Source organism: Streptomyces sp. AC558_RSS880 (assembly GCF_019049255.1).
In the GTDB taxonomy this organism is placed as follows: domain Bacteria; phylum Actinomycetota; class Actinomycetes; order Streptomycetales; family Streptomycetaceae; genus Streptomyces.
Genome location: NZ_JAGMUJ010000161.1, coordinates 507,220 through 526,616 on the forward strand (window position 1 = coordinate 507,220; position 19,397 = coordinate 526,616).

The following is a 19,397-nucleotide window of genomic DNA, read 5'->3' on the forward strand; positions in this document are numbered from 1 at the left end:
CGTTTCGAAAGACCTTGCAGAAAAGTTTTGCAAGCAACGCCGAGAGTTACCCCGCCGTGACCTGTTCTCGACCGCTCGGCGACCCGGGTTTCCGCCCGTACGGCAAGGGTTCGGACTGTTGTGCAAGACTCTGCAAGCACTTGCCATCCGTTGCCGCCGGGGGAATCATCCCTTGCGGACCGGACGCCGACCACGACTTGAGGACCGCGATGACCCAGCAGCCCGCAGCGGGCCGTTCGACGGCACGCGCCGCGCGCACCAGGCGTCCGATCGGTGTGCAAGGGGAGAACCGGCGGCTACAGTCCACTCCTGTGACCACACGCCTTGCCGATATCGCTGCTCAGGCGGGGGTGAGCGAGGCGACCGTCAGCCGCGTCCTCAACGGCAAACCGGGCGTCGCCGCCACCACCCGCCAGTCCGTGCTCGCCGCCCTCGACGTCCTCGGCTACGAGCGTCCGGTGCGGCTGCGGCAGCGCAGCGAGGGCCTGGTCGGTCTGATCACCCCGGAGCTGGAGAACCCGATCTTCCCGGCGCTGGCCCAGGTCATCGGGCAGGCGCTGACCCGCCAGGGCTACACGCCGGTGCTCGCCACCCAGACCCCGGGCGGGTCGACGGAGGACGAGCTCACCGAGATGCTCGTGGACCGCGGCGTGGCCGGCATCATCTACGTCTCCGGGCTGCACGCCGACACCACCGCCGACACGCAGCGCTACGAACGGCTGCGGGCGCAGGGCGTGCCGTTCGTGCTCGTGGACGGTTTCTCGCCGAAGGTGCAGGCGCCGTTCATCTCCCCCGACGACCGGGCCGCGATGGCGCTCGCCGTCACCCACCTCGTCTCCCTCGGCCACACCCGCATCGGGCTCGCGCTCGGGCCGAAGCGGTTCGTGCCGGTGCAGCGCAAGATCGAGGGCTTCGTGCGCACCGTGCAGGAGCAACTGGGTCTGAGCGCCGAGACGGTCGAGACGGAGCTGGTCCAGCACTCGCTGTACACGCTGGAGGGCGGCCAGGCCGCCGCCACCGCGCTGATGGACCGCGACTGCACGGCGGTGGTGTGCGCGAGCGACATGATGGCGCTGGGCGCGATACGGGCGGCCCGGCAGCGCGGTCTGGACGTGCCGAAGGACATCTCGGTGGTCGGCTTCGACGACTCCCCGCTGATCGCCTTCACCGACCCGCCGCTGACCACGGTCCGCAAGCCGGTCCCGGCGATGGGCCAGGCCGCGGTGCGCACGCTGCTGGAGGAGATCGGCGGGACGCCCGCGCCGCACAGCGAGTTCGTGTTCATGCCGGAACTGGTGGTGCGCGGTTCGACCGCTTCGGCCCCTGGGGACCGGAATCGTCCTCAAGGCGGAGAGTAGGGCCTCCGGCGCACTGCCACAGGAGGAAGGAGCGGGCCTGCCGTCGGGGGAGCACGTGCGGGTCGGGCCCGACCGGGGGATGATCTGACCGGAGGGTCTTTTCTGGCAGACTCTGGCCCATGGGTGACACGACGGTGACAACGCTGGAAGGCCAGGAAGAGGCCGCAGCGCGCCCCGTCGCGGAGAAGACGGGGCCGGGCCGCCTGCGCCGTCTGCGCGTACCGCGCCGGCCCCGGCTGTGGTTCGAGATCCTGCTGATCGCGGTGAGTTACTGGACGTACTCGCTCGTGCGCAACGCCGTGCCGGAACAGCGGTCCGAGGCGCTGCGCAACGCCGACTGGATCTGGCGGCTCGAGCAGCAGCTGGGCCTCGCCGTCGAGGAGTCCGTCAACCATGCCGTGAACTCGGTGACTTGGCTCATCGTCGGCATGAACTACTACTACGCCACCCTGCACTTCGTGGTGACGCTGGGTGTCCTGGTGTGGCTCTACCGTGGTCATCCCGGCCGCTATTCGGCGACCCGCCTGGTCCTCTTCACCACCACGGGCATCGCCCTCGTCGGCTACTACCTGTATCCGCTCGCCCCGCCCCGGCTGATGAACGGCCAGGACTTCATCGACACCGTCCTGGTCCACCAGACGTGGGGCTCGATGGCCTCCGGTGACCTGAAGAACATGTCGAACCAGTACGCCGCGATGCCGTCGATGCACATCGGCTGGTCGGTCTGGTCCGGTCTGACGATCTTCGCGCTGGCCACCGTCCCGTGGGTGCGGGTGCTGGGCCTGGTGTACCCGGCGGCCACGCTGGTGGTCATCGTCGCCACCGCCAACCACTTCTGGCTGGACGCGGTGGGCGGCGTCCTCTGCCTGGCCTTCGGCTACGGCATCGCCCTGGTCTGGTACGGCCGGCAGCCGTACGCCCTGCCGAGGCAGGCGGGCGGACGGGAGAAACGGGGGCCGGCCCGGATTCCGGTGCCGAAGCAGGGATGACCCGGGGTCACGACCCCCCGTAGAACAGCTCCTCCACCACGCCCCGCGCCCGCCGTGCCGTACGCCGGTACGCGTCGAGCATGTCGCCGGCGTGACCGGGGCCGTAGCCCAGGTAGCGGCCGACGGCGCCCAGTTCGCGGGGCACGGTGGGGAAGGTGTCCCCGGCCCGGCCCCGGACCAGCATCACCGCGTTGCGCACGCGGGTGGCGAGCACCCAGGCCTCGTCGAGGGTGGCGGTGTCCTCCTCGGAGATCAGCCCGGCCGCGCGGGCGGCGGCCAGCGCCTGCCGCGTGCGGGTCGTGCGCAGGCCCGGCTCCTTCGCGCCGTGCCGCAGCTGGAGCAGCTGCACGGTCCACTCCACGTCGGACAGCCCGCCCGGCCCGAGCTTGGCGTGCAGCTTGGGGTCGGCTCCGCGCGGCAGCCGCTCGGACTCCATACGGGCCTTCAGCCGCCGGATCTCGCGGACGGCCTCCTCGTCGAGTCCGCCGGCCGGGTAGCGCAGCGGGTCGATCAGCTCGGTGAAGCGGCGGCCCAGGTCCTCGTCCCCGGCGACGTGCTCGGCGCGCAGCAGCGCGTGCCGCTCCCACACCAGCGACCAGCGGCGGTAGTACGCCTCGTACGACTTGAGCGTGCGCACCAGCGGGCCGGACTTGCCCTCCGGGCGCAGGTCGGCGTCGATGAGCAGGGGCGGGTCGGCACTGGGTATCTGCAGCAGGCGGCGCATCTCGGCGACCACCTTGTTGGCCGCCTCGGCGGCCTCCCGCTCGTCCACGCCGTCGCGCGGTTCGTGCACGAACAGGACGTCCGCGTCGGAGCCGTAGCCCAGCTCGTGCCCGCCGAAGCGGCCCATGCCGATGATCGCGAACCGGGTGGGGAGCGTGTCCCCCCAGCCCTCCCGGACCACCGCGCGGAGCGTGCCCGAGAGGGTCGCGGCGGTCAGGTCGGACACCGCGCCGCCCACCAGGTCCACCAGGGCGCCCTGGTCGGCCTCGGCGGGCTGCGACTCGGTGCCGTAGGAGCCGACGATGTCGGCGGCGGACGTGCGGAACAGCTCGCGGCGGCGCACCCCGCGGGCGGCCGTGACGCCCTGGACGGCGTTGTCGGCGCGGCGGACGGCGGCGAGCATCTCCTGCTCCAGATGGGCGCGGGGCCGCGGTTCGAGCCCCCCGCCCCCGTCGCCGAGCAGCGCCACCGCCTCGGGGGCGCGCATCAGCAGGTCGGGGGCGAGCCGGCCGGCGGACAGCACGCGGGCCAGGTTCTCGGCGGCGGCGCCCTCGTCGCGCAGCAGCCGCAGGTACCAGGGCGTCTTGCCGAGCGCGTCGGAGACCTTGCGGAAGGTGAGCAGACCGGCGTCCGGGTCGGCGGAGTCCGCGAACCAGCCGAGCAGCACGGGCAGCAGGGTGCGCTGGATGGCGGCCTTGCGGGTGACACCGGACGCCAGCGCCTCCAGGTGGCGCAGCGCGGCGGCCGGATCGGCGTACCCGAGCGCGATCAGCCGCTCCCGCGCGGCCTCGGCGCTGAGCCGGGCCTCACCGGGGGCGAGCGCGGCGACGGCGTCCAGCAGCGGCCGGTAGAACAGCTTCTCGTGCAACCGCCGTACGACGGAGGCGTGCCGCTTCCACTCCCGGGTCAGGGTGGCGACCGGGTCGGTGCGCAGGTCCAGGGAGCGGCCCAGGCGGCGCAGGTCGGCCTCGTCCTCGGGGACGAGGTGGGTGCGGCGCAGCCGGTGGAGCTGGATGCGGTGCTCCATGGAGCGCAGGAAGCGGTAGGCGTCGTCGAGCTGGGCGGCGTCCGCGCGGCCGACGTAGCCGCCGGCGGCGAGGGCCTTCAGCGCGTCGAGGGTGGTGCCGCTGCGCAGCGAGGCGTCGGAGCGGCCGTGCACCAGCTGGAGCAGCTGCACCGCGAACTCGACGTCCCGCAGGCCGCCCGGGCCCAGCTTCAGCTGGCGGTCGATCTCGGCGGCGGGGATGTTCTCCACCACCCGGCGGCGCATCTTCTGCACGTCGGCGACGAAGTTCTCCCGCTCGGCGGCCTGCCACACCAGCGGCTGGAGCGCGGCGACGTACTCCTCGCCGAGCGCCTGGTCGCCGGCGACCGGGCGGGCCTTGAGCAGCGCCTGGAACTCCCAGGTCTTGGCCCAGCGCTGGTAGTAGGCGAGGTGGGAGGCGAGGGTGCGCACGAGCGGCCCGTTGCGGCCCTCGGGGCGCAGATTGGCGTCGACGGGCCAGATGGAGCCCTCGACGGTGGTCTCGGAGCAGATCCGCATCAGGTGCGAGGCGAGCCGGGTCGCGGCGCGCAGCGCCTTGTCCTCGTCGGCGCCGTTCACCGCCTCGCCGACGAAGATGACGTCGACGTCGGAGACGTAGTTCAGCTCGTGTCCGCCGCACTTGCCCATCGCGATCACCGCCAGCCGGCACAGGGCGGCGTCCTCGGGCGCCGCGGCCTGGGCGAGGGCGAGGGCGGCGCGCAGGGTGGCGGTGGCGAGGTCGGCGAGCTCGGCGGCGGTCTGGGCGACCTCGATGGTGCCGCAGACGTCACGGGCGGCGATGGACAGCAGACAGCGCCGGTAGGCGACGCGGAGCGAGACCGGGTCGCCGGCCCCGGCGAGGCCCCGCTCGAACTCCTCGAGGCCCGGGTGGAGGTCGCGCGGCTCGTAGGTGACGAGGGCCTGCCAGTCGCTCGGGTGCCGGGCCAGGTGGTCGGCGAGCGCCTCGGACGCGCCGAGCACTCCGAGCAGCCGGTCCCGCAGCGGCTTGGCGGCTATCAGCGTGTCCAGCAGCTCCTGGTGGGCGGTGGCCCCGCCCTGCGCCTCCAGCAACCGTACGAGCCCCTGGAGCGCGAGGTCGGGGTCGGCGGTGGCGCCGAGGGCGTCCAGCAGCACGGGGTCGTTGCGCACGAGCGCGAGTCCGGCACTGTCGAGCAGCCGCTCGGCGGCGGACGGATCGGTGAAGCCGTGCCGCAGCAGCCGCGTGAAGGTACTGCTCCTGCGCCCCGGCGCCGACGTCATCCCCGGCCTCCCTCGTGCCTCGTGCCTGTGCCTGATGCACATGCCTCGGATCAGGGTCGTACGGCCATGAGCCTATCCGGAGTACGGGCCCGCGGCCCCGGGGCGGCCCGCGATGAGTTCCGGGAGCGGACGGGGTCTGATGGAGAGACGGCACGTACGGCCGACCGGCGATGGAGGTCCCATGAGCGACGCCCCCGAGACCCGCCTCGACCCGCGCTACAGCGACCCGGCGGCCGGTGCGCCGCCCTGGTCGGAGACGGAGCGGCTGCTCGCCGAGGCGGAACTGTTCTGGATCTCCACGGTCCGCCCCGACGGCCGCCCCCACGTCACCCCGCTCCCGGCCGTCTGGTCGGCCGGCGCCCTGCACTTCTGCACCGGCCCGGACGAGCGCAAGGCCCGCAACCTGGCGGAGAACCCGCACGTCGTGCTGACGACCGGCACCAACACCTGGAACCAGGGCTACGACGTGGTGGTGGAGGGCGAGGCGGTACGGGTCACCGATGACGCGCGGCTGCGCGAGCTGGCGGCGGCGTGGGAGGCGAAGTACGGCGGCTTCTGGCACTTCGAGGTCCGAGACGGCCACTTCCACCACGGTCCGGGACACGCTGTCGTGTTTTCGGTGGCGCCGCGGACCGTGTTCGGCTTCGGTAAGGGGAAGCCGTTCAGCCAGACCAGGTGGCGGTTCGCCTGACGCCGAGCCGACCCCCGACGAAGGAGTCGCTGTTCCATGGACATGACCCTCGAAGTGATCCCCCTCCCGGTGAGCGACATCGACCGCGCCAGGGACTTCTACCGTGACAAGGTCGGCTTCCACGTCGACATCGACCAGGAGGTCATGCCGGGCATGCGCATCGTGCAGCTGACCCCGCCCGGCTCCGGCTGCTCGATCGCCCTCGGCGACAGCATCTGGAAGATGACCCCCGGGTCCGCCCCGGCCCCCGGCTCCTACCGGGGGCTCCAGCTCTGCGTCGCCGACATCGGGGCGGCCCACGCGGAACTGACCGCCCGCGGCCTGGACGTCTCCGAACCGGTCCGGTACGCCGACGCCGACGGCGCCACCTTCATGTACTTCACGGACCCGGACGGCAACGGCTGGGCGGTCCAGGAGTACCGGCGGCGGGCGACGGAGCCGCTGCACAAGGTGCTGGGGGATCTGGCAGGGGCGTAGGGCAACGTATGGCGGGAGTACCATACAGTCATGAGCCTCAAGCGAACGACGGTCTATCTCGAGGAAGACGATCTCCACGACCTCAAAGACACGGCTGCGCGGAGAGGGATCAGCGAAGCCGAACTGATTCGTGAGGGCGTCCGCCTGGCCATCGCCCGCAATCGTGTCTGGGACGAGCCCGTGGGGCTTCCCGTCTTCGACAGCGGCGACCCCACCTTCGCGGAGCGAGGTGACGAGATACTGGGCGAGACGGGCTTCGGCCGCCGGAACGAGGCCTCATAAGTGATCGCCATCGCCGACACGTCGGGGGTCATCGCCTCCGTCGATCACGCTTGCCCCGAGCACAAGACCGCCCGTCACGTGATGGACACGGCCGGCCTTCTGGTGATCCCCCAACTCGTCCTCGCCGAACTGGACCACCTGTTGAGCCGCCGGTTCAACAAGGATGCCGCAGGGCAGGTCATGGACTCACTCGTGGCACAGGCCAGGACGGGGCGCTACGTCCTCGGTGACGCGCACGCCGATCTCCTCGCGGACGCCAGGCACGTTCAGCGCAGGTACCGGGAACTCGCGCTCGACCTGACCGACTCGGTGATCGCGGTCATGGCCCGCGAGTACGCGACGGACGCCGTGCTCACGCTCGACCGGAAGGACTTCCGCGCCATCCGCCCACTCACCGCACACCCGGCGTTCCGGCTCCTGCCCGACGATCTGTAGCCCCCGCACGCCCCTCGATCACCGTCGTCGGCACAGATAACGGTGCACCTCAGAGCCGTACCCGCACGGTACGGCTCGCTCATGGGTCAGGCGCGGCGGGAACGGAGGGCGAACCGCCCGCCACACTCGCCCCACGACATGGCACAGGTTTCCCTCATAGCGTGTCAAACCGTCGTAAATGGCCACTCGGGCCGAGACGGACGGCCACGTGTGCGGTCCGGGACGCGAGTTCCGGCCCACACCGGGTCATCGGGCACGGGCCGTACGCACACATCCGATGAGGGGAAGTCGCCGATGAGTGAGTCCGTACGAACCGGATCCGGGAGCACCGGAGAGAAGGTCAAGGCAGAGACCTCCGCGACGGCCGACCAGGCCAGGCAGGCCGCCGGCCAGGTCGCGGGGACCGCGGCGGAACAGGCCCGGACCGTCGTGGGTGAGGCGCGGCAGCAGGCCGGCACGGTCATCGAGGACCTGCGCACCCGGGCGATCGACGAGGCCGACGGGCAGACCAGGCGGGCGGCCGGCACGCTGCGGCAGTGGGCGAACGACTTCTCGAACCTGGCCGCGCACGCCGAGCACGACTCGCCCGCCCGGGGCCTGGCGGCCCGGGCGGGCGACAAGGGGCAGCGGGCGGCCGACTATCTGGAGCGGCAGGGGGTCGAAGGCATCGTCGCCGACCTCCAGGGCTTCGCCCGGCGCCGCCCCGGCGCCTTCCTCGGCGGCGCGCTGCTGGCCGGGCTGGCCGTCGGACGCCTGGCGAAGGTGACGCAGACGGCGTCCCGGGCCGACGGGGACGGGCAGCGGCGGGTCACCGCGGCCCCGGCCTCCGAGGCCCTGCCGGTCGCTCCCCCGCCGGGGACCGCACCGCCCGCACCGTCCGCTCCGCCGAGCCTCGGCACGCCGGGCCGCCCGTTCCCGGAGGCGTGAGATGGCCACGATGTCACCGCTGTCCCGGGCCCGCTCGGCCGAGCCGTACGAAGGAGAGCGGTCCGCGGGTGAGCTGCTGTCCCGGGTGACCTCCGACCTCCAGGTCCTCTTCCGTCAGGAGGTGGAGCTGGCCAAGGCCGAGATCAAGGAGGAGGGCAGCAAGGCGGGCAAGGCGGCCGGCATGTACGGCGGTGCCGGCTTCGCCGGCTACATGGTCCTGCTGTTCCTGTCACTGGCGGCCATGTTCGGTCTGGCCAACGTGATGGACGACGGCTGGGCCGCGCTGATCATCGCCGCGCTGTGGGCCGTCGCCGCGGCCGTGCTGTACCAGAAGGGCCGAGCGCAGATGCGCACCGTCTCGCCGAAGCCCGAGCGCACCGTCCAGACCCTGAAGGAGGACGCGGAATGGGCACGTCACCCGACCAAATGAGGGCCGAGATAGCGGCCACCCGCAACCAGCTGTCCGCGGACGTGGACCGGCTCGCCGACCGGGCCAGCCCGCGCCGCATGGCCCGCCGCCGCAAGGCGAGGATGCGCCGCACGGTGTCGGGCGTCCGCGACCGCGTCATGGGAACCGCCTCGTACACGGCGCACGGAGTGGCCGACACCGCCCGGTCGGCGGCCGGTTCGGTGCAGTCGGCGGCGGGCTCGGCGGCCGGTTCGGTGCAGGAGGGCACCGGACGCGCGGCCGACTCGGCGCGCGAGGTCGCCGGTCAGGCGGGAGAGGCCGTCCAGCAGACGCCCGAGATGGCCCGCCGCCAGACGCAGGGCAACCCGATCGCCGCCGGCCTGGTCGCCTTCGGCGTCGGCCTGCTGGCCGCCTCGATGGTGCCCGCTTCCGAGAAGGAGCAGCAGAAGGCGTCCGAGCTGATGGAGCGCGGCGCCGAGGCGCTGGAGCCGGTCAAGCAGGCCGCCACCGAGTCCGCGCAGCACCTGAAGGAGGACGCCAAGGAGGCCGCGCAGAGCGCGGCCGCGGAGGTGAAGGACACCGCGCAGCAGGCGGCCCGCACCACTCAGGACGAGGCCCGCGACCAGGCCGGCCAGGTCACCGACCAGGCCAAGGACTCCGGCCGCAGCCTCAAGGACGAGGCCGGCGGCCGCTCCGGACCCGCGTGAGCGACGCGGCGGCGGGAACGGGAAGACCGAGAAGAACGGAGAGAACGGGGAGAGCCCTGTCTGCGGCGCCCGCACGGGCCCGGAGGCGGGGCTCCGGCCGTCCGGCCCGTCAGCCGCTCTCCGGCTCGAAGTCGTGCGCGCTCCCGTAGTTGTCGCTCACGGTCACCGGCATCCCCAGCACCTTCGACAGGTACTCCCCCGTGGCCAGGGCGACCGGCCATGCCTTGTCCCACTGGGGATCGTCCGGCGGTGCGATCTGAATCGTGATCCCGGCCATGGCTCCTCCTCGTTCCCGCTGTTCCCGCTCACTCGGTCAACCGCAATGTAGGGCACGTCACTGACATCGGCCGTCGAGGGATGTCACTCGTCGGCGTGCCCCGGGGTTCGTCCGCCTCACTCCGCCGCCCGGTCGGGGGCACAGTGGTGTGGCGTCGGCAACTCGAACGCCTGCTGGGGCTGGGGAAGTTGCGGCGCGTGTCGGTCCAGGTGCCGCCGACCGAGGCCGAGGAACACGTCGGGGCGGGCGGGGTGACCGAGGTGCTGGAGTCCGCGGACGGCGCCGCGGTGGGGCGCTTCGACGGGGCCTTGGCCGGACGGCCGGTGACCGGCCCGAAGCGGTCGCGATGCCCTCCGGCGGCGTGGGCCCGTTTCGTGGCGTACGACACCGACCGGGACCGGGGGCCGCCGCGAGGACGGCCCCCGGTACCCGTCAGCCCGCGTACGTCTCGAATTCGGCGATCCTCGGGGTGCCCGAGGCGCTGGTGATCTCGAAGGTGATCTTCTTCAGGGAGGTCGCGGAGAAGCTGATGACGCCCGTTCCGCTGCCGGAGGCCAGGACGGCGCCCGTGTCGTGGTTGATGACGCGGTAGGAGCCGACGGCTCCCGAGCCCGACGCCTCACGGATGTTGATCTTGGAGACCGTGGTGGCCGAGCCCCACTTGACCGAGACGGAGCCGGTCGAGCCGGACGGCGACCAGTACGTGCTCGTGCTGCCGTCGACGACGTTGCCGTAGCTCGTCCCGGAGGCCTTGGAGGAGCCGTCGGCGCCCGCGCCGATGCTGAGGTTGGTGCCGGTGGGCGGGTCAGTGGGGTCCGGGTCGGTCGGGTCCGGGTCCGTCGGGTCGGGGTCGGTCGGGTCCGGGGTCTGCGGGGTGCAGCTGCCGTCGGAGACCTTCAGGCCCTTGTTGGCTCCCGCCGTCTGGCTCACCACGCTCGGCACGCAGTTGGCCGCGTCGAGGGTGTACGCGTACGGGATGCCGACCGACGTGTTCGACGTCGGGTTCGGGCCGGCGGGGTTGTTGTCGCCCTCCCGCTCGGACCAGGTCACGTTGTCGAAGATGTTGCCGCTGACCTGCCAGTAGCCGGCCTGGTCGGTGTAGAAGGTGCCGAGGACGTCCTTGGAGTCCTCGAAGTAGTTGTTGTCCACCTTCGCACGGGCTCCGGCACGGGAGTTGATGCCGGACTCGTTCAGGTTCTTGTAGTGGTTGTTGTAGATGTGCGAGATGCCGCCGCGCAGCAGGGGCGTACGCGAGTCGATGTTCTCGTACAGGTTGTGGTGGAACGTGACGTACCCGTTCGAGGTGTCGCTCTCGCTGGAGCCGATGAGGCCGCCGCGGCCGGAGTTGCGCAGGATGCTGTAGGACAGCGTCACGTACTGGGTGTTGTCCTTCATGTCGAAGAGGCCGTCGTAGCCCTCCGACTCACCGCCGGACGCCTCCAGGGTGGCGTGGTCGACCCAGACGTTGCGGACACCGCTTTCCATGCCGATGGCGTCTCCGCCGTTCGACGTGGGCGAGCCCGACTTCTTGACGTTCCGGATCGTCACGTTCTGAATGATGATGTTGCTGGAGTCCCGGATGTGGATGCCCAGTTGGTCGAAGACGGCGCCGTTGCCGACACCGACGATCGTGACGTTGCTGATCTGCTTGAGCTCGATGACACCGGCGGCGGTGCTGCAGCTGTCGCCGGACACCTTGGCGGTGTTGCCGTGGTTGATGGTGCCCTCGACCTGGATGACGATCGGGGTGGAACTGCTGGCCCGGCTGCACAGGGCCTGGTGGATCGCGGTGCCGGTGGTGGCGCGGACCGTCTGGCCGCCCGCACCGCCGGTGGTTCCGCCGTTCTGGGTCGCGTAGCCGGTGACGCCGCCGGTGGCGGCGGACGCCGTGGAGGTGGACAGGGCCATACCGGTCGCCGCCGCGAGGGCGCCCGTGGCCAGGAGAGCGGAGAGTCGCACGGCGACTGATCGTCTCATTCTCGTCTCGCCTTTCGTACTCCGAGTTGCGCCGGACTGAATGTCATGGGCATGACAGTAAGACCGATGAGAGAGGGCGGGGTGAGCCGGACTCATCGGCGGGAAAGCGCTTTCTTTTGGTCTGTCGATGACAGTAGGGGCACGCCCGAGGGACTGGCAAGGTTCCGCGCAGTTACGGAATACAGCCTTCCGATTCAGCGCGGCCCGCCGCCTCCGCAGTGCGGCCCGCCGCCTCCGTGCGTTCTAGGACAAGATCTGACCTCAATGGCTCCTAGCGTGGTCCTCGACCGACGGAAGAACCCCGGAAGGCGGAGATCATGACTGTGAACGAACCGGCCACCCAGGAACCGGCCGGAGCCCCGGCCGTCACCGGCGAGCGCGCCGACCTGCTGGAGACGCTGGCCAAGCACCGGCACTTCCTGCGCTTCACCACCCGTGACCTCACGGACGAGCAGGCCGGGCTGCGGACCACCGCCAGCGAGCTCTGCCTGGGCGGTCTGATCAAGCACGTCACCTCGGTCGAGCGGAACTGGGTGGACTTCATCCTGAACGGCCCCTCGGCGATGGGGGACTTCACGGCCATGACCGAGGACGACTGGGCCCGGCGGGCCGACGAGTTCCGGATGCTGCCCGGTGAGACGCTGGCCGGTGTGCTGGCCGAGTACGCCGACGTGGCCCGCCGGACCGACGACCTGGTCGCCGCCCTGCCCGACCTGGGGGCCACGTGGCCGCTGCCGAAGGCCCCGTGGTTCGAGTCCGACGCGCGGTGGTCGGCCCGCAGGGTGCTGATGCACGTCATCGCCGAGACCGCCCAGCACGCCGGCCACGCCGACATCATCCGTGAGTCGCTGGACGGCTCCAAGAGCATGGGCTGACCGCCGGGGCGCCCGCGGAAGGGGCCGGGGCCCACGGCCATCGGTCCCTTCCGCCCCGTCAGCCGGACACCTGACGGCGACCCGCGCCTACAGCACCGGCAGGTTCTTGCGCAGCTCGAAGGCGGTGACCTCGGAGCGGTACTCCTCCCACTCCTGCTTCTTGTTGCGCAGGAAGAAGTCGAAGACGTGCTCGCCGAGGGTCTCGGCGACCAGGTCGCTGCGTTCCATCAGGGTCAGGGCCTCGCCCAGGTTCTGCGGCAGTGGCTCGATGCCCAGCGCGCGGCGTTCCGCGTCGGACAGGGCCCACACGTCGTCCTCGGCGCCCGGCGGGAGCTCGTAGCCCTCCTCGATGCCCTTCAGGCCGGCGGCCAGCAGGACGGCGTAGGTCAGGTACGGGTTGGCGCCGGAGTCGATGGAGCGGACCTCCACGCGCGCCGAGCCGGTCTTGCCGGGCTTGTACATGGGCACGCGGACCAGCGCCGAGCGGTTGTTGTGGCCCCAGCAGATGTACGACGGGGCCTCGCCGCCGGCGCCGGCCGTGCGCTCCGTGCCGCCCCAGATGCGCTTGTAGGAGTTGACCCACTGGTTGGTGACCGCGGACACCTCCGCCGCGTGCCGCAGCAGGCCCGCGATGAAGGAACGGCCGACCTTGGAGAGCTGGTACTCCGCGCCGGACTCGTAGAACGCGTTGCGGTCGCCCTCGAAGAGGGAGAGGTGGGTGTGCATGCCGGAGCCGGGGTGCTCGGAGAAGGGCTTCGGCATGAAGGTCGCCTGGACGCCCTGCTCGAGGGCCACCTGCTTCATGACCAGGCGGAACGTCATGATGTTGTCGGCCGTGGAGAGCGCGTCCGCGTAGCGGAGGTCGATCTCCTGCTGGCCGGGGGCGCCCTCGTGGTGGGAGAACTCCACCGAGATGCCCATCGACTCCAGCATGGTGATCGCCTGGCGGCGGAAGTCCATGCCGACGTTCTGCGGGGTGTGGTCGAAGTAGCCGGAGTTGTCCGCGGGGGTCGGGCGGCTGCCGTCCAGCGGCTTGTTCTTCAGCAGGAAGAACTCGATCTCCGGGTGGGTGTAGAAGGTGAAGCCCAGGTCGGAGGTGCGGGCGAGCGCGCGCTTGAGGACGTAGCGCGGGTCGGCGAAGGACGGGGAGCCGTCCGGCATGAGGATGTCGCAGAACATGCGGGCCGTACCGGGGGCCTCGGCGCGCCAGGGGAGGATCTGGAACGTCGACGGGTCCGGCTTGGCGATCATGTCGGACTCGTACACCCGGGCGAAGCCCTCGATGGCGGAGCCGTCGAAGCCGATCCCCTCGTCGAATGCCTGTTCGAGCTCGGCGGGGGCGACGGCCACCGACTTGAGGAAGCCCAGCACGTCGGTGAACCACAGGCGCACGAACCGGATGTCGCGCTCCTCCAACGTCCGGAGCACGAACTCCTGCTGCTTGTCCATCTTCCGCTTCCCCATCCTTGCCGGTCAGGCCGCCTGTCCGCTCCCACGCCCCCGGGAGGCGGCCGGGCGTCCCGAGCATCCCACCACACCAGCGTTTCACACGCGTTGCCGACCTCGATCGGCCGGCTTGCCGCGGCCTGAACGCCTCGCACACGACAGGTGTACCGCTCCGGGGCCCATCTTGCCCGTTCGGACCGGCATCCGTAATGGGCGGCTCACGGCCGGTGGCTCGCGACCGGCGACTTACGGCCGGTGGCTCACGGCCTCGGGGAGATGCCCAGCAGGAGGGGGCCCGTGGGGGTCGTGACGATGTCCGCCACCGTGACCGGGTCCAGCGAGGCGAAGAACGCCTCCTGGGCCTGGCGCAGGGCGCCGCGCAGCCGGCAGGCCGAGCTCAGCGGGCAGGGGGACGAGGTGGCGGTGCCCTCGCAGTCGACGACGTCACCCTCGCCCTCGAAGGCCCGGACCAGGGCGCCCACCGAGGCGGTGCGGCCCTCCTCCGTGAGCGCGAGGCCACCTCCCCTGCCGCGACGGGCCGTGAGCAGGCCCCTGCGCTGGAGTTCGGCGACGACCTTCGCGGCGTGGGTGTAGGGCACGTCCATGGCTTCCGAGACGTCGCGTGTCGTCGGATGGGAGTCGCCGGCCACGGCGAGGCGCATGAGGACCCGGAGAGCCAGGTCGGTGGAGCGGAGGAGCCGCATACCACGCAGCGTAAGTAATACGCATCTGGGGTTCAAATTATTCGGCGTGGAGAATGTGTGCGGAGGGCGTGCGCGTGGGTGCCGGGCCGGATTCCCGCGCCCTCTACGGCTCGCCCCGCCTTCCCCATTACGATCAGCTGATCCGTTCGTCACACTCTTCCTCTCCCGAAGGACACTCCCATGGGCTCCGCCAAGAAGAGCAGCGCGTCACGTTCGGCGCGCATAGAGGAGATGCGGCGCGCCGAGAAGGCCCGCGAGCGCCGCAACCGGCTCCTCGTCATCGCCGCCAGTGTGGTGGTCGTCGCCGGACTCGTCGCCGGCAGTGTGGTGCTCGTCCAGTCCCAGTCGGACGACGACGGCGGCGCGGCCGCCGACTCGAAGAACTCGGGCAAGTTCGTCACGGATGCCGACGGTGTGCGGAAGTGGGAGGGCGAACTGGGGCGCAACCACGTGACCAAGGCGGTGGACTACGCCGTCTCGCCCCCGGTCGGCGGTGACCACAACCCGGTGTGGATGAACTGCAACGGGGACGTCTACACCGACGAGATCAACAACACCAACGCCGTGCACTCGCTGGAGCACGGTGCCGTGTGGGTGACGTACAACGCCTCGGCCGACAAGGCGGACGTCGACGCGCTCGCGGCGAAGGTGAAGAAGACGCCGTACACGCTGATGAGCCCGGTGGACGGTCAGAAGGACCCGATCATGCTGTCCGCCTGGGGGCACCAGCGCACGGTGACCGGCGCGGAGGATCCGAACGTGGACGCGTTCTTCGAGAAGTTCGTCCAGGGGGAGCAGACGCCGGAGCCGGGGGCCGCCTGCACCAACGGGCTGTCCGAGTGAGGCAGGTGGGACTGATCGCGGGGGCCGCGGCCACGGCGCTGGTCGCGGCCGGGGCGATCACCTACGCGGTGGCCGGGGACGAGGGGTCCTCGGGCTCGGTTCCGTCCGCGGAGTCCGCGGACGCCGGGTTCGCCCGGGACATGGCCGTGCACCACCAGCAGGCCGTCGAGATGTCGTACGTCGTGCGGGACCGCACGGACGACGAGGAGGTCCGGCGGCTCGCCTACGACATCGCCCAGACGCAGGCCAACCAGCGGGGCATGCTGCTGGGCTGGCTCGACCTGTGGGAGCTGCCCAAGGTGTCCGCGGATCCGCCCATGACCTGGATGGGCATGGGGGACGCGGCCTCCGGCAAGGACGGGGCGCTGATGCCGGGGATGGCGACCAACACCGAGATGAAGCGGCTGGGGTCGCTGAGCGGGGAGCGGGCGGAGGTCTTCTACCTGCAGCTCATGACGGACCACCACAAGGGCGGGGTGCACATGGCCCAGGCGTGCGTCCGGGCGTGCGAGGTGGCGGTCGAGAAGCGGCTCGCCCGGGGGATGGTGGAGGGGCAGGAGTCCGAGATCGCGTTGATGGCGGGGATGCTGGAGGAGCGGGGAGCGGCGGCCCGGCCGTAGCGGACGGGGCTCCGGGACATCGCGTCGCTTTGACGATTACACTGGGCCCGTGCCTCAACTACGTCTCGCCCTGAATCAGATCGACTCGAGCGTCGGTGACCTCGTCGGCAACGCCGAAACGATCGTCCGCTGGACCCGGCACTCCGCCGAGCAGGGAGCGCACCTCGTGGCGTTCCCCGAGATGGCGCTGACCGGGTATCCCGTCGAGGACCTCGCCCTGCGGTCGTCCTTCGTGGAGGCCTCGCGGGCGGCGCTGCGCTCGCTGGCCGCGCGGCTCGCCGAGGAGGGGTTCGGGGACCTTCCGGTGGTCGTCGGGTACCTCGACCGCAGCGCCGCCGCCCAGCCGAAGTACGGGCAGCCGGCCGGTGCGCCGCAGAACGCGGGCGCCGTGCTGTACGGGGGTGAGGTGGTGCTGAGCTACGCCAAGCACCACCTGCCGAACTACGGCGTCTTCGACGAGTTCCGGTACTTCGTGCCCGGCGACACCATGCCGGTGGTGCGGGTGCGCGGGGTCGACGTCGCCCTCGCCATCTGCGAGGACCTGTGGCAGGACGGGGGGCGGGTGCCGGCGGCGCGGTCCGCGCGGGCCGGGCTGCTGCTGTCGATCAACGCCTCGCCGTACGAGCGGGACAAGGACGACACCCGGCTGGAGCTGGTGCGCAAGCGTGCGCAGGAGGCCGGATGCACGACCGCGTACCTCGCGATGATGGGCGGGCAGGACGAGCTGGTCTTCGACGGGGACTCGATCGTGGTGGACCGTGACGGCGAGGTCGTGACGCGTGCGCCGCAGTTCGCCGAGGCGTGTGTCGTGGTCGATCTCGAGCTTCCGGCGGCGGAGGCCGACGCGCCGACGGGGATCGTCGACGACGGGCTGCGGATCGACCGGGTCGTGCTGTCGGAGGCGCCCGTGCCCGCGTACGACGCCTCGTCGTCCGGGGGGTACGCCGAGCGGCTCGACGACGACGAGGAGGTGTACTCCGCGCTGGTGGTCGGGCTGCGGGCGTACGTCGCGAAGAACGGGTTCCGGTCGGTGCTGATCGGGTTGTCCGGGGGGATCGACTCGGCGCTGGTCGCCGCGATCGCGTGCGACGCGGTGGGCGCGGAGAACGTGTACGGCGTGTCGATGCCGTCGAAGTACTCGTCGGAGCACTCGAAGGACGACGCGGCGGAGCTGGCGCGGCGGACCGGGCTGAACTATCGCACCGTTGCGATCGAGCCGATGTTCGACGCGTACATGGGGGCGCTGGGGCTGACGGGGCTGGCGGAGGAGAACCTGCAGTCGCGGCTGCGGGGGACGCTGCTGATGGCGATCTCCAATCAGGAGGGGCACATCGTGCTGGCGCCGGGGAACAAGTCGGAGCTGGCGGTGGGGTACTCGACGCTGTACGGGGACTCCGTGGGGGCGTACGGGCCGATCAAGGACGTGTACAAGACGTCGGTGTTCCGGTTGGCGGAGTGGCGCAACCGGGCGGCGACGGAGCGGGGGCAGACGCCGCCGATCCCGGAGAACTCGATCACGAAGCCGCCGAGCGCGGAGTTGCGGCCGGGGCAGGTGGACACGGACTCGCTGCCGGACTATCCGGTGCTGGACGCGATCCTGGCGCTGTACGTGGACCGGGACCGGGGGGCGGACGAGATCGTCGCGGCCGGGTTCGACGCGGAGCTGGTCACGAAGACGCTGCGGATGGTGGACCGGGCGGAGTACAAGCGGCGGCAGTATCCGCCGGGCACGAAGATCTCCCCGAAGGGCTTCGGCAAGGACCGCCGGCTGCCGATCACGAACGGCTGGCGCGAGGGGGTGCGCGTCTGACGCGCGTCAGACGCCTGCGGCTTCGGTGGGGGTTGCGGTAGCGCCTGCGGTGGGTGGGTGGGTCGGAGCCGTGTCGAGAGCGGCTACCTACCGCCGCCACCGCGGGCGGTCGTGCCTCCCCCAGTGCCTTGAAGGCCTGGGAGGTGCCCCCAGGGCGGCACGGGTGGGCGGTGGGGGTACCTCCCGCTCATGGGGGTGGTCCCCCCGCTCGAGCGAAGTCGAGAGTGGGGGAGAAGTCGAGAGTGGGGGAGGCACCCCGCTGGCGCCGGGCCGCGCGACCTACCCCCGGCCCACACCGACACGGCGCACCCGGCAAGGCGCCGGGCGCCCCCCGTTCAGACGCCGCTCGCCTCGTGCTGCCGCGGCACGCGCCCCGCGACCACCCGCTCGCGGCCGGCGACCGGCGTCACCCTGCGGTCCACCGCGTACGCCACCGTCGCCACCCCGACGCCGAAGGCGGACAGCAGCGCCCCCGCGAGCGCCGGCGACGTCGTCCCGAAGCCCGCCGACAGCGCCAGGCCCCCGATCCACGCACCACCCGCGTTCGCCAGGTTGAAGGCCGCCTGGTTGGCCGACGAGGCCAGGGACGGTGCCGCGGACGCCTTCTCCATCACCATCAGCTGCAACGGCGACCCCGTCACGAACGCCGCCGTACCGAGCACGGTCACCGCGAGCGCCGCGCTCACCTCCGTCCGCATCAGCAGCGGGAACAGCGCCAGGATCACCGTCAGCGACACCAGACCGCCGAACAGCGTCCCGCGCAGGGAGCGGTCGGCCAGCCGGCCGCCCAGCAGGTTGCCGGCCGTGGCGCCCACGCCGAACAGGGCCAGCAGCAGCGTCACGCTCGTGTCGGCGTACCCCGCGGATTCGGTCAGCATCGGCGTGATGTAGCTGTACGCCGCGAAGAGGGCTCCGAAGCCCGCGACCGTCGTACCGAGGGCCAGCCAGACCGGGAGGGAGCGCAGGGCGGCCAGTTCGCCGCGCAGCGCGGACCGGGGGGCGGGGGTGCGGTCCCGGGGGATCAGGAGGGCCAGGGACGCTATCGCCGCCAGGCCGATGGCGCTGACCCCGAGGAAGGTGGCCCGCCAGCCGAAGTTCTGGCCCATGAGCGTGGCCACGGGGACACCCACCACGTTGGCCGTGGTCAGGCCGAGGAACATCAGGGAGACCGAGCGGGCCTTGCGTTCCGGGGCCACCATCGTCGTGGCGACCACCGCTCCCACGCCGAAGAAGGCGCCGTGCGGGAGGCCGCTGAGGAAGCGGGCGGCCAGCAGCCAGGTGTGGTCGGGGGCGAACGCCGAGAGGGCGTTGCCCGCCACGAAGAGGGCCATGAGGGCGATCAGGACCGTGCGGCGGGCCATCCGCGCGGTCGCGGCGGCCAGCAGCGGGGCGCCGACGACCACGCCCAGGGCGTAGGCCGAGACCAGGTGACCCGCGCTGGGGAGGGAGATGCCGAGGTCGTCCGCGACGTCGGGGAGCAGCCCCATCATCACGAACTCGGTGGTACCGATGCCGAAGGCACCCACGGCAAGGGCGAGCAGGGCCAGGGGCATGACGTACGGA

At 71.6% G+C, this 19,397-nt stretch carries 20 protein-coding genes; 14 read left to right on the top strand and 6 right to left on the bottom strand.

Annotated elements, in window-relative coordinates; translation table 11 throughout:
- Nucleotides 1-311: 311 nt before the first annotated feature.
- Together KUM38_RS38345 and KUM38_RS38350 are read left to right on the top strand one after the other, a co-directional pair.
- On the top strand, nt 312-1,358 hold the full coding sequence (locus tag KUM38_RS38345; protein WP_217136753.1) for a LacI family DNA-binding transcriptional regulator: 1,047 nt from the start codon (nt 312-314) through the stop codon (nt 1,356-1,358).
- Between the two features lie 119 nt (nt 1,359-1,477).
- Nucleotides 1,478-2,347 carry a phosphatase PAP2 family protein gene (locus tag KUM38_RS38350; RefSeq protein WP_217136754.1) on the top strand — a complete coding sequence of 290 codons (870 nt, stop codon included), beginning with the start codon at nt 1,478-1,480 and terminating at the stop codon, nt 2,345-2,347.
- Between the two features lie 7 nt (nt 2,348-2,354).
- Here the strand turns inward: KUM38_RS38350 and KUM38_RS38355 are convergent, their stop codons facing one another.
- Nucleotides 2,355-5,354, bottom strand: a complete 3,000-nt coding sequence (locus KUM38_RS38355; RefSeq protein ID WP_217136755.1) for a bifunctional [glutamine synthetase] adenylyltransferase/[glutamine synthetase]-adenylyl-L-tyrosine phosphorylase — start codon at nt 5,352-5,354, stop codon at nt 2,355-2,357.
- A 181-nt stretch (nt 5,355-5,535) separates the two neighbouring features.
- On the opposite strand from KUM38_RS38355, the gene KUM38_RS38360 reads away from it, so the two are divergent.
- The 7 genes from KUM38_RS38360 to KUM38_RS38390 all read left to right on the top strand — a co-directional run bounded on the left by KUM38_RS38360 (nt 5,536) and on the right by KUM38_RS38390 (nt 9,282).
- A complete protein-coding gene (locus tag KUM38_RS38360; RefSeq protein WP_217136756.1) occupies nt 5,536-6,045 on the top strand; it encodes a pyridoxamine 5'-phosphate oxidase family protein in 510 nt (169 codons plus the stop codon).
- Between the two features lie 36 nt (nt 6,046-6,081).
- On the top strand, nt 6,082-6,522 hold the full coding sequence (locus KUM38_RS38365) for a VOC family protein (RefSeq protein WP_217136757.1): 441 nt from the start codon (nt 6,082-6,084) through the stop codon (nt 6,520-6,522).
- A 30-nt stretch (nt 6,523-6,552) separates the two neighbouring features.
- Nucleotides 6,553-6,804 carry a CopG family transcriptional regulator gene (locus KUM38_RS38370; RefSeq protein WP_217136758.1) on the top strand — a complete coding sequence of 84 codons (252 nt, stop codon included), beginning with the start codon at nt 6,553-6,555 and terminating at the stop codon, nt 6,802-6,804.
- Complete coding sequence (locus KUM38_RS38375; protein WP_217136759.1) at nt 6,805-7,239, top strand: type II toxin-antitoxin system VapC family toxin; 435 nt, start codon at nt 6,805-6,807, stop codon at nt 7,237-7,239.
- A gap of 294 nt (nt 7,240-7,533) precedes the next feature.
- On the top strand, nt 7,534-8,166 hold the full coding sequence (locus tag KUM38_RS38380) for a hypothetical protein (RefSeq protein ID WP_217136760.1): 633 nt from the start codon (nt 7,534-7,536) through the stop codon (nt 8,164-8,166).
- Nucleotide 8,167: 1 nt separating this feature from the next.
- Nucleotides 8,168-8,596 (top strand): phage holin family protein, encoded by a 429-nt coding sequence (locus KUM38_RS38385; protein ID WP_217136761.1) that lies wholly within the window; start codon nt 8,168-8,170, stop codon nt 8,594-8,596.
- The gene (locus KUM38_RS38390) at nt 8,572-9,282 is read left to right on the top strand and encodes a DUF3618 domain-containing protein (RefSeq protein WP_217136762.1); all 711 of its coding nucleotides are present in this window, start codon (nt 8,572-8,574) and stop codon (nt 9,280-9,282) included. Before KUM38_RS38385 ends, KUM38_RS38390 begins: the two co-directional genes overlap by 25 nt.
- 109 nt (nt 9,283-9,391) lie before the next feature.
- On the opposite strand, the gene KUM38_RS38395 is transcribed toward KUM38_RS38390, so the two are convergent.
- A complete protein-coding gene (locus KUM38_RS38395; RefSeq protein ID WP_217136763.1) occupies nt 9,392-9,559 on the bottom strand; it encodes a hypothetical protein in 168 nt (55 codons plus the stop codon).
- 80 nt (nt 9,560-9,639) lie between these two features.
- Here KUM38_RS38395 and KUM38_RS43905 point away from each other — a divergent pair, with 80 nt between their 5' ends.
- Nucleotides 9,640-10,047, top strand: a complete 408-nt coding sequence (locus KUM38_RS43905) for a Scr1 family TA system antitoxin-like transcriptional regulator (protein ID WP_374227128.1) — start codon at nt 9,640-9,642, stop codon at nt 10,045-10,047.
- On the opposite strand, the gene KUM38_RS38400 is transcribed toward KUM38_RS43905, so the two are convergent.
- The gene (locus KUM38_RS38400) at nt 9,992-11,536 is read right to left on the bottom strand and encodes a polysaccharide lyase family 1 protein (RefSeq protein ID WP_217136764.1); all 1,545 of its coding nucleotides are present in this window, start codon (nt 11,534-11,536) and stop codon (nt 9,992-9,994) included. The genes KUM38_RS43905 and KUM38_RS38400 overlap by 56 nt on opposite strands.
- 317 nt (nt 11,537-11,853) lie before the next feature.
- Here KUM38_RS38400 and KUM38_RS38405 point away from each other — a divergent pair, with 317 nt between their 5' ends.
- Nucleotides 11,854-12,411, top strand: coding sequence for a DinB family protein (locus KUM38_RS38405; protein ID WP_217136765.1), 558 nt, complete (start codon nt 11,854-11,856; stop codon nt 12,409-12,411).
- An 87-nt stretch (nt 12,412-12,498) separates the two neighbouring features.
- Here the strand turns inward: KUM38_RS38405 and glnA are convergent, their stop codons facing one another.
- Both glnA and KUM38_RS38415 read right to left on the bottom strand, forming a co-directional pair.
- Nucleotides 12,499-13,860: a type I glutamate--ammonia ligase gene (gene glnA / locus KUM38_RS38410; protein ID WP_217136766.1), complete on the bottom strand. Its 1,362-nt coding sequence runs from the start codon at nt 13,858-13,860 to the stop codon at nt 12,499-12,501.
- Between the two features lie 257 nt (nt 13,861-14,117).
- The gene (locus KUM38_RS38415; protein ID WP_217136767.1) at nt 14,118-14,561 is read right to left on the bottom strand and encodes an Rrf2 family transcriptional regulator; all 444 of its coding nucleotides are present in this window, start codon (nt 14,559-14,561) and stop codon (nt 14,118-14,120) included.
- A gap of 180 nt (nt 14,562-14,741) precedes the next feature.
- On the opposite strand from KUM38_RS38415, the gene KUM38_RS38420 reads away from it, so the two are divergent.
- The 3 genes from KUM38_RS38420 to KUM38_RS38430 are packed head-to-tail and all read left to right on the top strand — an operon-like array spanning nt 14,742 to nt 17,834.
- Entirely contained in the window at nt 14,742-15,404 is a 663-nt protein-coding gene (locus KUM38_RS38420) for a DUF3105 domain-containing protein (RefSeq protein ID WP_217136768.1), read from the top strand.
- On the top strand, nt 15,401-16,024 hold the full coding sequence (locus tag KUM38_RS38425; RefSeq protein WP_217136769.1) for a DUF305 domain-containing protein: 624 nt from the start codon (nt 15,401-15,403) through the stop codon (nt 16,022-16,024). The genes KUM38_RS38420 and KUM38_RS38425 overlap by 4 nt, the downstream gene beginning before the upstream one ends.
- Before the next feature lie 49 nt (nt 16,025-16,073).
- On the top strand, nt 16,074-17,834 hold the full coding sequence (locus KUM38_RS38430; protein ID WP_217136770.1) for an NAD+ synthase: 1,761 nt from the start codon (nt 16,074-16,076) through the stop codon (nt 17,832-17,834).
- Nucleotides 17,835-18,169: 335 nt separating this feature from the next.
- Here KUM38_RS38430 and KUM38_RS38435 read toward each other — a convergent pair whose 3' ends face one another.
- The gene (locus KUM38_RS38435; RefSeq protein WP_217136771.1) at nt 18,170-19,387 is read right to left on the bottom strand and encodes an MFS transporter; all 1,218 of its coding nucleotides are present in this window, start codon (nt 19,385-19,387) and stop codon (nt 18,170-18,172) included.
- Between the last annotated feature and the right edge of the window lie 10 nt (nt 19,388-19,397).

Coding starts and splice junctions, on each gene's coding strand:
- KUM38_RS38405 (WP_217136765.1), top strand. CDS start 11,854: ATGACTGTGAACGAACCGGCCACCCAGGAACCGGCCGGAGCCCCGGCC.
- KUM38_RS38390 (WP_217136762.1), top strand. CDS start 8,572: ATGGGCACGTCACCCGACCAAATGAGGGCCGAGATAGCGGCCACCCGC.
- KUM38_RS38350 (WP_217136754.1), top strand. CDS start 1,478: ATGGGTGACACGACGGTGACAACGCTGGAAGGCCAGGAAGAGGCCGCA.
- KUM38_RS38360 (WP_217136756.1), top strand. CDS start 5,536: ATGAGCGACGCCCCCGAGACCCGCCTCGACCCGCGCTACAGCGACCCG.
- KUM38_RS38355 (WP_217136755.1), bottom strand. CDS start 5,354: ATGACGTCGGCGCCGGGGCGCAGGAGCAGTACCTTCACGCGGCTGCTG.
- KUM38_RS38395 (WP_217136763.1), bottom strand. CDS start 9,559: ATGGCCGGGATCACGATTCAGATCGCACCGCCGGACGATCCCCAGTGG.
- KUM38_RS38370 (WP_217136758.1), top strand. CDS start 6,553: ATGAGCCTCAAGCGAACGACGGTCTATCTCGAGGAAGACGATCTCCAC.
- KUM38_RS38400 (WP_217136764.1), bottom strand. CDS start 11,536: ATGAGACGATCAGTCGCCGTGCGACTCTCCGCTCTCCTGGCCACGGGC.
- KUM38_RS38365 (WP_217136757.1), top strand. CDS start 6,082: ATGGACATGACCCTCGAAGTGATCCCCCTCCCGGTGAGCGACATCGAC.
- KUM38_RS38435 (WP_217136771.1), bottom strand. CDS start 19,387: ATGCCCCTGGCCCTGCTCGCCCTTGCCGTGGGTGCCTTCGGCATCGGT.
- KUM38_RS38380 (WP_217136760.1), top strand. CDS start 7,534: ATGAGTGAGTCCGTACGAACCGGATCCGGGAGCACCGGAGAGAAGGTC.
- KUM38_RS43905 (WP_374227128.1), top strand. CDS start 9,640: ATGTCACTCGTCGGCGTGCCCCGGGGTTCGTCCGCCTCACTCCGCCGC.
- glnA (WP_217136766.1), bottom strand. CDS start 13,860: ATGGACAAGCAGCAGGAGTTCGTGCTCCGGACGTTGGAGGAGCGCGAC.
- KUM38_RS38415 (WP_217136767.1), bottom strand. CDS start 14,561: ATGCGGCTCCTCCGCTCCACCGACCTGGCTCTCCGGGTCCTCATGCGC.
- KUM38_RS38420 (WP_217136768.1), top strand. CDS start 14,742: ATGGGCTCCGCCAAGAAGAGCAGCGCGTCACGTTCGGCGCGCATAGAG.
- KUM38_RS38385 (WP_217136761.1), top strand. CDS start 8,168: ATGGCCACGATGTCACCGCTGTCCCGGGCCCGCTCGGCCGAGCCGTAC.